The organism is Variovorax sp. FW305-3-2-15-B-LB1 (genome assembly GCF_058787635.1).
Genome location: NZ_JBYSZY010000007.1, coordinates 133,914 through 148,437, shown reverse-complemented (window position 1 = coordinate 148,437; position 14,524 = coordinate 133,914). Strand labels below are relative to the sequence as shown.

The following is a 14,524-nucleotide window of genomic DNA, read 5'->3' as shown; positions in this document are numbered from 1 at the left end:
GGCAGGCTGTCCGTATCGTCCAGCGCACAAGTACAACACGACTGGAGACACGATGAATCGGTTCAGACCCTCGCCGCCCGAAGCACATGCGGCGGACAAGACATGCACCACGCGCCGCCATGCACTCGGTGTGCTCGGTGCCGGCATCGCGGCCCTCGCCGCCGGCCCCGCCTTCGCGCAACCCGCGCCCTTTCCCAACCGCGTGGTGCGCATCGTGCCCTTCGGCTCGCCCGGCGGACCGATGGACGCCATCGCCCGCGTCTACGCCGAGAAGCTCAAGGCGCGCTGGAACCAGCCGGTGATCGTCGAGGCCCGCCCCGGCGCCAGCGGCACCATCGCGGCCGACGCCGTCGCCAAGGCCGCGCCCGACGGCTACACGGTGCTGCTCACGCTGCCGCTCACGCACATCAACAACGTGGTGCTGCAGCCCAAGCTGCCCTACGACCCGGTGAAAGACTTCGAGCCGCTGTCGCAGCTGGCCACAGGCGGCCCGATGCTGGTCGCCCGCGCCTCGGCGCCCTTCTCCACCGTGCGCGAGTTCGTGGCCTACGCCAAGGCGCACCCCGGCGTTTCGTACGGCACCTGGGGCAACGGCTCCAACGCGCACCTGTTCGGCGAACTGCTGGCACGCCAGAACGGCATCGACCTGGTGCATGTGCCTTACAAGGCCGAAGCCGCCGCGCACAACGACATGTTCGGCGAGGCACTGGGCGTGGCCTGGGCCAACCCCGCGACGGCGCGCGGACTCGCCCAGGCTGGGCGCATCAAGGTGCTGGGCATCACGGGCCGCCAGCGCGTGCGCTCGATGCCCAACGTGCCGACCTTCACCGAGCAAGGCTTCGCTGGCTTCGACCTCGACAGCTGGATCGGCGTGTACGCGCCCGCCCGCACGCCGCAGCCCGTGCTCGACGAATGGTCGCTCGCGCTGCGTGAGATCACGAAGCTGCCCGACATCCAGGAGCGGCTGGCCGGCTACGGCTTCGAGCCGCTGGGCAGCACGCCCGCCGAATTCCGTGCCGGCTACAAGGCCGACTTTCCCCGCGTGGCGGACCTGATCAAGGCCGCAGGAGTCACCCCCGAATGAGCGCCGTTGTCCCGCCTTCCGCCACGTCCGAGTGGCAACCCATCGCCTTCGACACCGGTACCGCCTACGGCCGCAAGGCGCCGAGCCACAAACCCGAGCTGACCGAGGTCGGCGCGGGCACGCCCATGGGCGAGCTGCTGCGCCGCTACTGGCACCCCATCGGCCTGGCCGCCGACGCCACCGACACGCCGCGCCAGGTGCGCGTGCTGGGCGAAGACCTCATCCTGTTCCGCGACAAGAAAGGTCGCGCGGGCCTTGTGCACTGGCGCTGCGCGCACCGCGGAGCGTCGCTCTACTACGGGCGCGTGGAAGAAGAAGGCATCCGCTGCTGCTACCACGGCTGGATGTTCGACGTGCAGGGCCACTGCGTCGACCAGCCCTGCGAACCCGATGGCGGCGCGCGCAGCCGCGGCCGCGTGCGCCAGCCCTGGTACCCGGTGCAGGAGCAGTACGGCCTGGTCTGGGCCTACCTCGGCCCGGCCGAGAAGAAGCCCGTGCTGCCACGCTACGACTGCCTCGAAACCATGGACGACGGCGAGACCCTGGAAGCCGACGGCAACAGCATCGGCGGCGGCGGGCCGCAGGTCATTCCGTGCAACTGGCTGCAGCACTACGAGAACGTGGCCGACCCCTTCCACGTGCCCGTGCTGCACGGCAGCTTCAGCGGCACGCAGTTCGTGGCGCTGATGGGTCAGATGCCCGACGTGAGTTTCGAGAGCACCGAGACCGGCGTGACGATCACCTCGATCCGTACGCTCGAAGACGGCAGCACCTTCCGCCGCGTGGCCGGCCCCGTGCTGCCGACGCTGCGCGTGGTGCCCAACCCGCGCGTGGCCGCCTACGGACGCGTCGAGTCGATCGGCTGGGTGCTGCCGATCGACGACCAGAGCTTTCGCATCTACACCGTCGGCCGCGTGAAAACCCCGGGCGATCTCGCCCGCGTGCGCTCGCGCCTGAACGGCAAGCTGTGGGAGGAGCTGAGCGAGGCCGAGCACCGCGCCTTCCCCGGCGACTACGAGGCGCAGGTGAGCCAGGGCGCCATCACGGCGCATTCGGAAGAGCACCTGGCCTCGTCCGACCGCGGCATCGTGATGCTGCGCCGGCTGCTGCAACGCCAGCTCGACGCGCTGCGCGAAGGCCGCGACCCGGCCGGCGTGAGCTTCGACCCCGCGGCCCCGCCCGTGCAGTTCGAGGCCGGAAACTTCCTCGTGCCCAAGGAATGAATGGCGTGTCGGGCGGCGCAGGCATCGCGGTGCGGGTGGCACGCAAGACGGTCGAGGCCGAGGGCGTGGCCGGCTTCAGGCTGGTACCCGTCGATGGCGAGCGCTTGCCGGCCTTCACGGCGGGCGCGCACATCGACGTCGCACTGCCCGGCGGGCTCGTGCGCCAGTATTCGCTGTGCAACGCATCGGCCCCTGGCGACGAGGGGCACTACGAGATTGGCGTGTTGCGCGACGCCGCCTCGCGCGGCGGCTCGCGGGCCATGCATGACATCGTCCATGAAGGCTCGGTGTTGCAGATCGGCCCGCCACGCAACCTCTTTGCGCTCGACGAAAGCGCAACGCACAGCCTGCTGCTGGCCGGCGGCATCGGCGTGACGCCGCTGCTGTCGATGGCGCAGCGGCTGGCCACGCTGGGGGCCGACTTCGCGCTGCACTGCTGCAGCCGCTCGGCGGCGCGCGCACCCTACCGGCGGCGGCTCGAAGACAGCGCGTTCGCAGACAAGGTGTTCTTTCACCACGACGACGGCCCGCGCGCGCAGCACCTCGACCTCGCCGCCACCCTCGGCAGTCCAGCGCCGGGCCGACACGTCTATGTCTGCGGCCCCTCGGGCTTTCTCGAGGCCGTGCGCACGACCGCGCGCGCCCTGCATTGGGCCGACGCACAGGTGCACTTCGAATCGTTCTCGGGCGCCGCACCGCGGGCCGATGGACAAGGCAGCTTCGAGGTCGAACTGCACCGCTCGCGCCGCGTCGTCCATATCCCCGCGACGATGACCGTGCTGGACGCGCTCGCCGCCGAGGGCATCGAGATCCCGGTCTCGTGCGCGCAGGGCGTCTGCGGCACCTGCCTCACGCGTGTGCTCGCGGGCGAGGTCGCTCACCACGACCTCTACCTGACACCCGCCGAGCAGGCGGCCAACGACTGCTTCCTGCCCTGCTGCTCGCGGGCCCGCTCACCGAGGTTGGTGCTCGACCTCTAGCAGCTCGTAGAGCACCATCCGCGTCTGCCGCCCCCGCAGCTCGATCTGCTCCTCGATGCGCCGCGTGGCCAGGCGCCCCCCCAGGCCTTCGAAGGTCGCCTCGGACATCAGCGTGCGCGTGCCCAGTTGCTTGTTGGTGCCCTCGATGCGGCTGGCCGCATTGATCACGTCGCCCAGCGCCGTGTACGACAGCCGGTCGCTCGAGCCGAGCACCCCGGCGATCACGATGCCGGTGTGCATGCCGATGCGCGTGCGAAAAGGCTGCAGGCCCTCGGTCTGCCAGCGACGGTTGAGCTCGGTCATCTCGGCGTGCAGTTCGAGCGACGCCACGCAGGCGCGGTACTCCGCGTCGGGCAGGTCGGTGGGCGCGCCCCACAGCACCATGATGCCGTCGCCCATGAACTTGTCGATCACGCCGCCGTGGCGCGCGAACACGCGGGTGGCGAGGTTGAAGTAGTCGGTCAGCTGCCGCATCAGCACGTCGGCCGGCATCGATTCCGCGATGGCCGTGAAGCCTTCCACATCGGTGAACATCGCGGTGATGCGGCGCGGCGAACCGTTGGGTTCGAGTGCGTGCCCTTCGGCGATGAGCTGGCGGATCACGTCCACCGGCACGAACTTGCGAAAGGCCTGCAGGCTGCGCGCGGATTCGTCCAGCGCCTGGTTCAGGTGCTGGATCTCGAGCACGCGGCTCGACTCGCGCGGCAGGTCGTCGAGCTCCAGCCGCCCGATGCGCCGCGCCGTGCGCGAGAGGTTCTCGATCGGCGCGGTCACCAGCTTCGACAGGCGCAGCGAAATGAAGAGCGCGATCGCCAGGAACGCCAGCACCAGCAGCAGCGACCACAGCACATTGCGATGCAGCGCGCCCAGCAACGCCTCTTCGGGCTCCCAGCTGACCAGATGCCAGTCGGTGGCCGGAATGCGCGAGGTCTGCACCTGGTAGTGGGTGCCCTCGTGCACGAGGGCAAAGGCCATGTCCTCGGTCCAGCCGCGGCTGCCGTTGGCCAGCATGTGGGTGTGCAGCGCACCGAGCACGCCCTCGTCCGGGTCTTCGAGCACGCGCACGGAATGCGGGTGGTCGCTGCGCGCGATCACGTGGTGGTCGGCACTCAACAGCGCGCTGTGGCCGTGGCCCGTGCCGCCGAACAGGCGCACGAGGTTGGAGAGATGCCCGAGCGACACGCTGGCGACCGCCACGATCGTCTGCGTGACGCCCTCCTCGTCCTGCCGCCGGCTCGGCCGCGCGTGGCTCACGCCCAGTTCCTTCATCGAGGGCAGCACGAAGGGCGCAGTCCACACGGCGCGCTGCGCCTTCTCGGCCTGCGTGAACCAGTCCTGGTGCACCGGGTCGTCTTCGCTGCGAAAGGCCTCGATGCGCGTCGTCTCATAGCGCCGCCGCGGGTCTTCGTCGCCGTCGCTGTCGGGCGGCGACTTGTACTCCCAGGTCTCGGTGCTGAAGTCTTTCTCGCGCAGCACCTGCCTCACCACCGGCGCGGGGTGGCGCATGGCCATCAAGAAATGGCCGTCGTCGCTGCCCACGCCGATGCTGTCGATTTCGGGTGTCTGTTCCAGCGCGGCCCAGAGCAGCTCGGCGGTCTGCTCGCCGTCGTGGCCCGCCGGGTGCAGGTCGGGCGTGTGGGCGATGGCGCGCACCAGGCCCTCGGTCTTGGCCAGGAAGGCGAGGATGTTGTCCTCGACCCGGTCGTGGTTGACCTTGTGCGCCGACTCGCCCACCTTCGACACCAGCTTCTCCGCGCCCCAGTAGCCGAAGGCCACCAGCAGCAGCGACTGCAGCAGCGCGACCGCGCAGATGATGGTGCCGACATCGACCCGGAAGCGCCGCAGCCGCGCGTGGGGTGCGGGCGATGAGGCCGGTGGTTCCGGGTGCTTGCGGTCGTCTGTCATGTGCGGGGAGCCTCCAGGGCATTCGAAGGCGCCCTCGTGGCGGAGATTCTCACCCGGGCCGGGGGCCCGCGGCCCGGCGCATCACGGGTCGGCCGACATCTGGACGATGACCGGCCCGCTTGCCGCTACGCCACAGTCTTTGAGAAGTCAGGGGCCCGCTTCTCGGCGAACGCCGTGAAGGCTTCGCGCGCTTCGGGACTCTGGAGGCGCTCCACGAACTGCGCGCCTTCGAGGTCCATCTGGGCTGCAACGGCCGCGCCCTGCTTCATCAGGCCCTTCGTCAGCTTCAACGAGCCCGCGGCACGGCTGGCGAGCAGCTCGGCAACCTTCTGCGCCTCGCCGTGCAGGTCCGACACAGGCACGACCCGGTTCGCGATGCCCCAGGCCAAGGCTTGCGCAGCGGACACCGGCAGGCCCAGCGCAAACATCTCGTAGGCACGAACGTGGCCGATGCGGGCAGGCAGCAGCAGGCTCGACGCCGCTTCGGGAACCAGCGCCAGGTTGACGAACGGCGTGGACAGCAGCGCATCCTCAGCCAGCACGACGAAGTCGCAGTGCAACAGCAAGGTGGTCCCCACGCCGACTGCGCGTCCGTTGACCGCCGCAATCACCGGGCGCGTTGAACTCGCCAACGCACGCAGGAAGCGGGCGACATGGCGCTCTTCGTTGCCGGCCTTCCCGGCAGCCACGGCAGCAAATTCGCCCAGGTCGTTGCCCGAGGTGAACATGCCACCTTCGCCTCGCATCACGATGGCCCGGACGGACGGGTCGCTCTCGGCGCCCGCGATGGCATCGGCCAGGCGGCCATACATCGCATTGGTCAGTGCGTTCATCTTCTCCGGCCTGGCCAGCGTGAGGGTCAGGACACCCTGGGTGGATTCGACGGTCACGTATTCGGTCATAGGTTCTCCTGGTTGCCCTCTCGCACCGTGCGAGAGGGATGGCATTTAATTCGCATGCGAAGTATATGCTTCGCGTGCGAAATAAATACGGATAAGATGTAACCTGCCGCGCCTTCGCTCAGGCCACAGGAATCCGATGAAAGCTCAAAAAAAATACAGGCTGGTGTTTCTTCTGAACGTCGCCCAGCGGGCGGTGCAGCGCTGGAAAGAAACCCGCGGCGACGCCCTGCCCGCGCTGTCGGCAGCCCAGGCCGGCACGATGTTTTTCCTGTCGACCAACGATGGCGCCCTGACGGGAGAAGTCGCGCAGGCACTGAACATCGGTGCCCCGGCCATGTCCGGCCTTGCCGCCCGGCTCGAAAAGGCCGGCTACCTGACCCGCGCGCAAGACCCGAACGACGGGCGCGCATTCCGCCTGTACCAGACCGAGGAAGGACGGCTTGCCGGACAGCGTGCAAAGGCCGGGCTCGGCGCGTTGAACGCACGGCTGACCCAGGGTTTCAGCGACGAAGAGATGGCAATCGTCGGCCGGTGGCTCGAATCGGTGGTCGAGAATTTTTCCGCCGAGGGCGCGGGAAAGCACGAGGAATAGGCCCTCGGTCCCGGCACGCCATCGGTGCGGCGGATGCAAGGCCCGTCGTGGCCGGATTCTTCCGTGCGCAGGAACTTTTCGGTGCGTCTGCGACACACGCGCCTAAAATGACATTTCGCTAGGGGTGCTGCACCGGTTTCGACCGGTGTGGCTGAGAAAGTCCCTTTGAACCTGACTGAGGTAATCCTCGCGCAGGGAAGCTGGTCCGGTGGCCTGTCGCGTTGTCTCGCGCGACGGCCGCGCCACTGGAGCCTCGCCCACCTGCCAAACCTTTTGCACTGGAGCAAACGGATGGCACACAACGACAACGACAGTTCCGCTTCGTCCGGCAACGAAGCGCTCACGCCCCTGCCCGCCTCCCGGCGCGTCTTCGGCTGGCACGACCACGCCTCGCTGTGGTTCAGCCTCGGCGTGGGGCTGCTGGTGATGCAGATCGGCGCCTACCTGGTGCCGGCCGTGGGCACGCGCGACGCGGCGCTGGCCATCGTGCTCGGCTCGCTGCTCGGCGCCGGGCTGCTGGCCTGGACCGCGCGGCTGGGCTGCGAAACCGGGCTGGCCAGCGCCGGCCTGATGCACGCCACCTACGGCAGCGCCTTCGCGCGGCTGCCGGTGCTGCTCAACATCGTGCAGCTGGTGGGCTGGACCACCTTCGAACTCGTGATCATGCGCGAGGGCACGCAGGCCATCGGGCAGCAAGCCTTCGGCGCCGCGCTGGGCACGGCCTGGGGCGGTGTGCTGACCACGCTGCTGTGGGGCGCAGTGCTGCTGGCGCTGCTCGCGGGCTCGATGGTGAAGCTGGTGCGCCGCTTCGTGAGCCGCTTCGGCCTGCCGCTGGTGGTGCTGTCGCTGCTGTGGCTCAGCTGGCAGTTCGCGACGCAGCTGCACGCCAAGGGCCTGGACGCCTTCTGGGCGCGGCCGGGCAACGGCAGCATGGGCATGTTCAGCGCGCTCGACCTGGTCATTGCGATGCCGGTATCGTGGCTGCCGCTGGTGGCCGACTACGCGCGCCACGGCAAGCGCAGCGCCGGGGGCGGCCTGGGCAGCGCGTTCAGTGGCACCTGGATCGGCTACGCGCTCGCCAACATCTGGTGCTACGCGCTGGGCGTGATGGTGGTGAGCGTGGCCGAGCCGGGCACCAGCCTCGTCATGGCGCTGCTGCTGGCCCAGGGCGGGCTGGTGGCGCTGGGCCTGATCCTCATCGACGAACTCGACAACGCCTACGGCGACGTGTACTCGGGCTCGGTGTCCACGCACAGCCTGCTGCCGCGCTGGAGCGTGAAGCGCTGGGGCCTGCTGCTGGCGGTGCTGTGCATCGGCCTGGCGCTGGTGCTGCCAATGCACACGCTCGAACCCTTCCTGCTGCTGCTGAGTTCGGTGTTCGTGCCGCTGTACGGCGTGATCCTCGGACGGCTGGGCAGCGGAAGTGCCGTGTCGGCGAACGGCACGCGCACCATCGACTGGGGCGCGGCGCTGATCTGGCTCGCGGGCATCGCGGCCTACCACGCGCTCGCCAAGTGGGCGCCGCAGTTCGGCTCGGCGTTGCCGACGCTGGCGGCGACCTTCGTTCTGGCCTGGCTCAGCCGGCCGACAGCGGCAAGCGGTGGGTCGGCACTGGCGCAAAGCCGTGGTTGAGCGGACCATGGCCCGCACCGACCTGCACATTCGCACCGGCGCGCATCGCGCCGAGGATGTACGCGCGTGCGCGCTCGACCGCCTCGGGCAGCGCCAGGCCCAGTGCCAGGTGCGCGGCGATGGCCGACGAGAGCGTGCAGCCGGTGCCGTGCAGGTTGCGGCTGGCGATGCGTTGCGACGCGAGCCGCTTGCGCGCGCCGCTGCGCTCCAGCAGCACGTCGACCACTTCGTCGCCGGGCAGGTGGCCGCCCTTGAGCAGCACGGCCTTCGCGCCGAGCGCGAGCAGTTCGTCGGCCGCGCCGTCGAGTGCGTCGATGCCGCCGATGGCATGGCCGACCAGCAAGGCGGCTTCGTCGAGGTTGGGCGTAACCACGACGGCGCGCGGGAACAGTTCGCGCACGAGCACCTGCACGGTCTCGGCCGCGATCAGGCGGTCACCGCTGGTGGCGATCATCACGGGGTCGAGCACCACGTTCTTCAGCTGGTAGCGGTCGATGGCCCAGGCCACTACCTCGACCACCTCGGGCGCGTGCAGCATGCCGAGCTTGACGGCGTCGACGCCGATGTCTTCCACCACCGCCTGGATCTGCGCCTTCAGGAAGTCGGGCGGCACGCCGTGGATGCCCGAGACGCCCACCGTGTTCTGCGCGGTGAGCGCGGTGATGGCCGTCATGCCGTAGCAGCCGAGGGCCGCGAAGGTCTTGAGATCGGCCTGGATGCCGGCGCCGCCGCCGCTGTCCGAGCCGGCGATGGAGAGCACGCGTGCGTAGCGCTGGGTGGGTGCTTGGGTCATGTCGAAAATTATCGGCGAGCCGACGGAGGCGCCGCATGAGCACACCGCATCCCCTGCCTTTCGGCTCGGCGGCGATCCTCGGCGCGGGCCTGATGGGCCGCCTGCTCGCGGTCGAGCTGGCGCGCGCCGGCTGCCGCGTCGACCTGTACGAAGCCGGCAGCCCCGAAGCCGAAGGCGCGGCCGCGCGCGTGGCCGCGGCCATGCTCGCGCCGCTGGCCGAATCGGCCGTCGCGCCGGTGTCGGTCGTGCGCATGGGCCAGCACGCGCTGTCGCGCTGGCCCGAGCTGTTGGCGCCGCTGGCACAGCCCGTGTTCTTCCAGCGCGAAGGCACGCTGGTGCTGTGGCACCGGCAGGACGCCGCCGAGGCCACGCGGCTCGCGGGCGTGCTGGCGCGCACCGGTGCGCAGGTGCCCGAGCTGGCGCCGATGCAGGCACTCGGCACGCCCGCCGCCATCGCCGCGCTGGAGCCCTCGCTGGGCACGCGCTTCGCCCGTGGCCTGTACCTGCCGGGCGAAGGCCAGCTCGACAACCGTGCGCTGCTGGCGTCGCTGCGCGCCACGCTCGAAGCCGATGCGCGCGTGACGCTGCACTGGCAGTCGCCACGCGCGCCTTCCGACTTTTCACCCGGCATGGCGGGCCAGCCCGACTGGGTGATCGACTGCCGCGGCCTCGGCGCCAAGCCGCAATGGAACGCGCTGCGCGGCGTGCGCGGCGAGGTGATCCGCGTGCATGCGCCCGAGGTCACGCTGCAGCGCCCCACGCGCCTCGTGCATCCGCGCTACCCGCTGTACATCGCGCCCAAGCCCGATCACCTGTTCGTGATCGGCGCGACCGAGATCGAGTCGGACGACCTGTCGCCCGCCAGCGTGCGCTCCACGCTCGAGCTGCTGAGCGCGGCCTACGCGGTGCACAGCGGTTTTGCCGAGGCGCGCATCGTCGAGATCGCGACGCAATGCCGGCCCACGCTGCCCGACAACCTTCCCGCCATTCGCCAGCCGCAGCCGCGCGTGCTGCAGATCAACGGCCTGTACCGCCACGGTTTCATGATCGCGCCCGCCTTGCTCGACGCGGCAATGGAACTGCTGGCGCACGGCCGCGCCACGCTCGCACACAGCTTCGGCATGGACGTGCCCGACGCATGACGAGAACAACGACGACCCCGATGAACATCCTGATCAACGACAAGCCCTGCACGCTGCCCGAGGGCGCGCTGCTCGCCGACGCGCTGGCCGTGCTGCAGGCCGTGCCGCCTTTCGCGGTGGCGGTGAACCGCGAGTTCGTGCCGCGCTCGGCCTATGCCACGCACCCGCTGCACGCCGACGACCGCGTCGAGGTGATCCGGCCGGTGACCGGCGGCTGAACGAACGCACCAGAGACAAGACGATGGAGACGACAACCATGACCAATCCCGATCCCCTGGTCCTCTACGGCCAGACCTTCCACAGCCGCCTGCTGCTGGGCACCGCGCGCTACCCGTCGCCCCACGTGCTCGAAGCCGCCGTACAGCGCGCCCAACCCGCGATGCTGACCGCCTCGCTGCGCCGCCAGACCGCCAGCCAGGGCTCCGGCAACAGCGACCTCGGCAACGGCTTCTGGGAGCTGCTGCGCAAGCTGGCCGTGCCGGTGCTGCCCAACACCGCCGGCTGCCACAGCGTGCAGGAGGTGATCGCCACCGCGCAGATGGCGCGCGAGCTGTTCGACACGCCGTGGATCAAGCTCGAGCTCATCGGCGACGACTACACGCTGCAGCCCGACACGCTGAACCTCGTCGATGCGGCGTCGCAGCTGATCCGCGACGGCTTCCACGTGCTGCCGTACTGCACCGAAGACCTCGTGCTGTGCCAGCGCCTCGTCGATGTCGGCTGCCAGGCCGTGATGCCGTGGGCCGCGCCCATCGGCACCGGGCGCGGGCCGGTCAACCCGTATGCGCTGCGCCTGCTGCGCGAGCGGCTGAAGGTGCCGATGCTGGTCGACGCGGGCCTCGGCCTGCCCTCGCATGCGTGCCAGGTGATGGAGTGGGGCTACGACGGCGTGCTGCTCAACACCGCCGTCGCGCTCGCACAGGAGCCGGTCGCCATGGCCGGCGCGTTCGCCGATGCGGTGCAGGCCGGCCGCGCCGCCTACCGCGCCGGTGCGATGGCCGCGCAGGACGCCGCGCAGCCCAGCACGCCCGTGCTCGGCACACCCTTCTGGCACCACGCACCATGAACGCCATCGACACCTCCAACGCCCGCGCCGTGGCACAAGCCATCGTCGCGGCCCACGGCCTGCGCTTCGGCGCCGCCACGTCCACGCCCGTGAGCGGCGCACCGCGCTTTACGTCGGACGACGCTGTCTACCGTGGCGCGAAGCAGGCCTGCACCGCACTCGGCTTCATCGAGATCGACGCCGAATGCCTCGCTCATGCGTGGCGCGCGCAGACCGAACGGCTCAGCCAGTTCGACGCGTCGGCATGGCCCGATGCGCCGGTCGATTTCGGCATGGGCCCGTTTCCGCCGACCGTGCGCGCCGACGCCTTTCCGCCCTGCCCCGAACGGCTCGGCCTCTACGCCGTGCTGCCCGACGCGGCATGGGTCGGCCGCATGGCGCGCGCCGGCGTGCCGACGGTGCAGCTGCGCTTCAAGTCGGACGACGCCGAGGCCGTCGCGCGCGAAGTGCAGGCCGCCGTCGATGCGGTGCGCGGCACGGGTGCGCTGCTCTTCATCAACGACCACTGGCAGGTCGCCATCGCGGCCGGCGCCTACGGCATCCACCTCGGACAGGAAGACCTCGACGCGCTGTCGCCCGATGAACTGCAGCAACTGCGCGCCTCGGGCCTGCGGCTCGGCGTGAGCACCCATGGCTACGCCGAGATGGTGCGCGCCGACGCGGTGAGCCCGAGCTACATCGCGATGGGCGCCATCTACCCGACCACGCTCAAGAAGATGGCGACCGCGCCGCAGGGCGTGGCGCGGCTCGCGGCCTACGCGCGCCTGCTGCGCGGCTACCCGCAGGTGGGCATCGGCGGCGTCGATGCCGTGCGGCTGCCCGAGGTGCTCGCCACCGGCGTCGGCTCGGTCGCCGTGGTGCGCGCGCTGGTGGCCGCCGACGATCCCGAGGCCACGGCCGCGCAATGGATGACGGCGATGCACGCCGCCCCCGGTTCCCCTGAACGCACAGAATGAACGCTCGACTTTTCTCGCCCTCCCCGCTTTCGCGCGCGCTTGCCGCCGCCCTTCTCACTTTCAGTGCTTGCGGCGCGCATGCGCAATCGCAGGCCTTGCCCGAGGTCACCGTGAACGACGGCGCCGCCGCGCCGCAGGCCGAGATCAGCGGCTTCGGCGATGTGCCGCTGCGCGAGCTGCCGCTGTCGGCCACGATCATCGACAGCCAGCAGCTGCGCAGCAGCGGTGCACGCCGCCTCGCCGACCTGACCCAGTTCGACGCCTCGGTCACCGACGCCTACAACTCCGCCGGCTACTGGGACTACCTCACGGTGCGCGGCTTCGTGCTCGACAACCGCTTCAACTACCGGCGCGAAGGCCTGCCGATCAGCGCCGAGACGGCGATCCCGCTGGACAACAAGGAGCGCATCGAGATCCTGCGCGGCACCAGCGGCATCCAGGCCGGCACCAGCGCGCCGGGCGGGCTCGTCAACTACGTGGTCAAGCGCCCGACCGAGCAGGACCTGCGCACGGTGCGCATCGAGACAACGAGCCGCGGCAGCGTGCTCGGCGCGCTCGACCTCGGCGGCCGCTTCGGCGAGAGCCGCCAGTTCGGCTATCGACTCAACGTGGCCAGCGAAAACCTCAAGCCGCTGACCCACAACCTCGACGGCAACCGCAACTTGTTCTCGCTCGCGGCCGACTGGCGCATCACGCGCGACTCGGTGCTCGAATTCGAGATCGAGCAAAGCCGCAAGACACAGCCGAGCCAGAACGGCTACAGCCTGCTGGGCAGCGTGCTGCCCGCGCCGGTCGATCCACGCATCAACCTCAACAACCAGCCGTGGTCGCAGCCCTCGGTGTTCAAGGCGCTGACCGGCACGGTGCGCTTCAGCCAGGCGCTGAATGCCGACTGGCGCTGGAGCGCGCAGATCGGCCAGCAGCGCCTGAAGACCGACGACCGGCTGGCCTACGCCTTCGGTTGCGGCGCCGAAGGCAACTACGACCGCTACTGTTCCGACGGCACCTTCGACGTGTACGACTTCCGCAGCGAGAACGAGCGTCGCACGCAGACCGCGGGCAGCCTGAACCTCAAGGGCAACGTGATGACAGGCAGCGTGCGGCACGAGCTGGGCTTCGGCCTGCTGCAAAGCCGCGTGCGCAACCGCTTCCAGGACCAGGCCTATAACTACGTCGGCACCGGCAACATCTGGGCCACCGCGATGACGCCGGCCGACCCGCGCCTGACCGACGCGAACACCAACCGCAACGAGCGCTCGACCGAGCTGTCGGTGCAGGACGCGATCCGCTGGAACGACCGCTTCACGACCTGGATCGGCGCGCGGCACACGCGGCTGTCGCGCGACAGCATCCGCACCGACGGCTCGCGCCCCACCGGCTACAGCGACAGCATCACCACACCGTGGATCGCGGCCAGCTACACGATCCAGCCCGGACTGCTCGCTTATGCGAGCTGGGGCAAGGGCGTCGAATCGCAGGTCGTGCCGAACAAGAGCTCGCAGTACGCGAACGCGGGCGAGGCACTGCCCGCACTGCAATCGCGCCAATGGGAGCTCGGCCTGAAGGGCGGCGACGCGGCGTTCAACTGGCAACTCGCGTGGTTCGACATCTCGCGCCCGATGACCAACCTCGACCTGTGCGGCGCGTCCTGCACGGTGCGCAACGACGGCCGCGCAGTGCATCGCGGCCTCGAGGCCGGCGCGCAATGGACCGGCGGCCCCTGGCGCCTGGGCGGCAGCGTGGCGCTGATCGACGCCAAGCGGCGCGGCAGCACGGCCGCACCCGAGCTCAACGGACAGGCGCCCACCAACGTGCCCAAGCAGGTGCTGCGCGCGCAGGCCGCGTACCGCTTCGCGTCGGTGCCAGGCCTCGAGCTTGCGGGACAGCTGTCGTACGAAGGCCGCCGCAACGTGCTGCCCGATGGCTCGATCCGTCTGCCGTCATGGACGCGCCTGGATGCGGTGCTGCGCTACGACACCAAGCTGGCCGGCATGGCCACGAGCTGGACGCTGGCCGTCGACAACCTGTTCGATCGCCGCTACTGGAAGGAATCGCCCTACCAGTTCAGCCACGTCTACCTGTTCCCGGGCGCGCCGCGCACGCTGCGCCTGGGCGTGAGCATCGCGATGTGACGACATGAGCGGGGCGCTCCGTCTTCGTCTTCGCGGTGTCGTTGCCACGAATTCGTTGCGCGGGCGCCGCGTTGTTTTGGAAGCCCCAAAAATCACGCTATAATCTAAGGCTTGTTC

The 14,524-nt window shown here is 69.9% G+C and carries 13 protein-coding genes and 1 riboswitch; of the genes, 10 read left to right on the top strand and 3 right to left on the bottom strand.

Translation table 11 applies throughout. From position 1 onward, the window contains the following. The first annotated feature begins 52 nt into the window (after positions 1 to 52). From AC3WQR_RS07010 to AC3WQR_RS07000, 3 genes are read left to right on the top strand one after another with little or no spacing between them, the layout of a single operon-like run. A complete protein-coding gene (locus tag AC3WQR_RS07010) occupies positions 53 to 1,084 on the top strand; it encodes a Bug family tripartite tricarboxylate transporter substrate binding protein (protein ID WP_492741547.1) in 1,032 nt (343 codons plus the stop codon). Then, positions 1,081 to 2,307, top strand: a complete 1,227-nt coding sequence (locus AC3WQR_RS07005; RefSeq protein WP_492741546.1) for a Rieske 2Fe-2S domain-containing protein — start codon at positions 1,081 to 1,083, stop codon at positions 2,305 to 2,307. The genes AC3WQR_RS07010 and AC3WQR_RS07005 overlap by 4 nt, the downstream gene beginning before the upstream one ends. 5 nt (positions 2,308 to 2,312) lie before the next feature. Beyond that, positions 2,313 to 3,287, top strand: coding sequence for a PDR/VanB family oxidoreductase (locus AC3WQR_RS07000; protein WP_492741545.1), 975 nt, complete (start codon positions 2,313 to 2,315; stop codon positions 3,285 to 3,287). Here AC3WQR_RS07000 and AC3WQR_RS06995 read toward each other — a convergent pair. Further along, the gene (locus AC3WQR_RS06995; RefSeq protein ID WP_492741563.1) at positions 3,261 to 3,821 is read right to left on the bottom strand and encodes an adenylate/guanylate cyclase domain-containing protein; all 561 of its coding nucleotides are present in this window, start codon (positions 3,819 to 3,821) and stop codon (positions 3,261 to 3,263) included. The two genes, AC3WQR_RS07000 and AC3WQR_RS06995, sit on opposite strands and share 27 nt — an antisense overlap. Positions 3,822 to 5,317: 1,496 nt before the next feature. After that, positions 5,318 to 6,094: an enoyl-CoA hydratase gene (locus AC3WQR_RS06990; RefSeq protein WP_492741544.1), complete on the bottom strand. Its 777-nt coding sequence runs from the start codon at positions 6,092 to 6,094 to the stop codon at positions 5,318 to 5,320. Between the two features lie 136 nt (positions 6,095 to 6,230). Here AC3WQR_RS06990 and AC3WQR_RS06985 point away from each other — a divergent pair, with 136 nt between their 5' ends. Further along, complete coding sequence (locus AC3WQR_RS06985; protein WP_062472473.1) at positions 6,231 to 6,686, top strand: MarR family winged helix-turn-helix transcriptional regulator; 456 nt, start codon at positions 6,231 to 6,233, stop codon at positions 6,684 to 6,686. A gap of 110 nt (positions 6,687 to 6,796) precedes the next feature. Next, positions 6,797 to 6,901: riboswitch (TPP riboswitch) on the top strand. Positions 6,902 to 6,977: 76 nt separating this feature from the next. Continuing rightward, positions 6,978 to 8,318: a purine-cytosine permease family protein gene (locus tag AC3WQR_RS06980; RefSeq protein WP_492741543.1), complete on the top strand. Its 1,341-nt coding sequence runs from the start codon at positions 6,978 to 6,980 to the stop codon at positions 8,316 to 8,318. Here AC3WQR_RS06980 and thiD read toward each other — a convergent pair. After that, complete coding sequence (thiD, locus tag AC3WQR_RS06975; protein WP_492741542.1) at positions 8,263 to 9,111, bottom strand: bifunctional hydroxymethylpyrimidine kinase/phosphomethylpyrimidine kinase; 849 nt, start codon at positions 9,109 to 9,111, stop codon at positions 8,263 to 8,265. The genes AC3WQR_RS06980 and thiD overlap by 56 nt on opposite strands. 35 nt (positions 9,112 to 9,146) lie before the next feature. Between thiD and AC3WQR_RS06970 the strand changes: the two genes are divergently transcribed. From AC3WQR_RS06970 to AC3WQR_RS06950, 5 genes are read left to right on the top strand one after another with little or no spacing between them, the layout of a single operon-like run. Then, positions 9,147 to 10,253 (top strand): FAD-dependent oxidoreductase, encoded by a 1,107-nt coding sequence (locus tag AC3WQR_RS06970; RefSeq protein ID WP_492741541.1) that lies wholly within the window; start codon positions 9,147 to 9,149, stop codon positions 10,251 to 10,253. A gap of 20 nt (positions 10,254 to 10,273) precedes the next feature. Further along, positions 10,274 to 10,471 (top strand): sulfur carrier protein ThiS, encoded by a 198-nt coding sequence (thiS, locus tag AC3WQR_RS06965; protein WP_062472460.1) that lies wholly within the window; start codon positions 10,274 to 10,276, stop codon positions 10,469 to 10,471. 38 nt (positions 10,472 to 10,509) lie between these two features. Beyond that, entirely contained in the window at positions 10,510 to 11,319 is an 810-nt protein-coding gene (locus tag AC3WQR_RS06960; RefSeq protein ID WP_492741540.1) for a thiazole synthase, read from the top strand. Further along, positions 11,316 to 12,275, top strand: coding sequence for a thiamine phosphate synthase (gene thiE / locus AC3WQR_RS06955; protein ID WP_492741539.1), 960 nt, complete (start codon positions 11,316 to 11,318; stop codon positions 12,273 to 12,275). Before AC3WQR_RS06960 ends, thiE begins: the two co-directional genes overlap by 4 nt. Then, positions 12,272 to 14,407 carry a TonB-dependent siderophore receptor gene (locus AC3WQR_RS06950; protein ID WP_492741538.1) on the top strand — a complete coding sequence of 712 codons (2,136 nt, stop codon included), beginning with the start codon at positions 12,272 to 12,274 and terminating at the stop codon, positions 14,405 to 14,407. Before thiE ends, AC3WQR_RS06950 begins: the two co-directional genes overlap by 4 nt. Positions 14,408 to 14,524 lie beyond the last annotated feature (117 nt).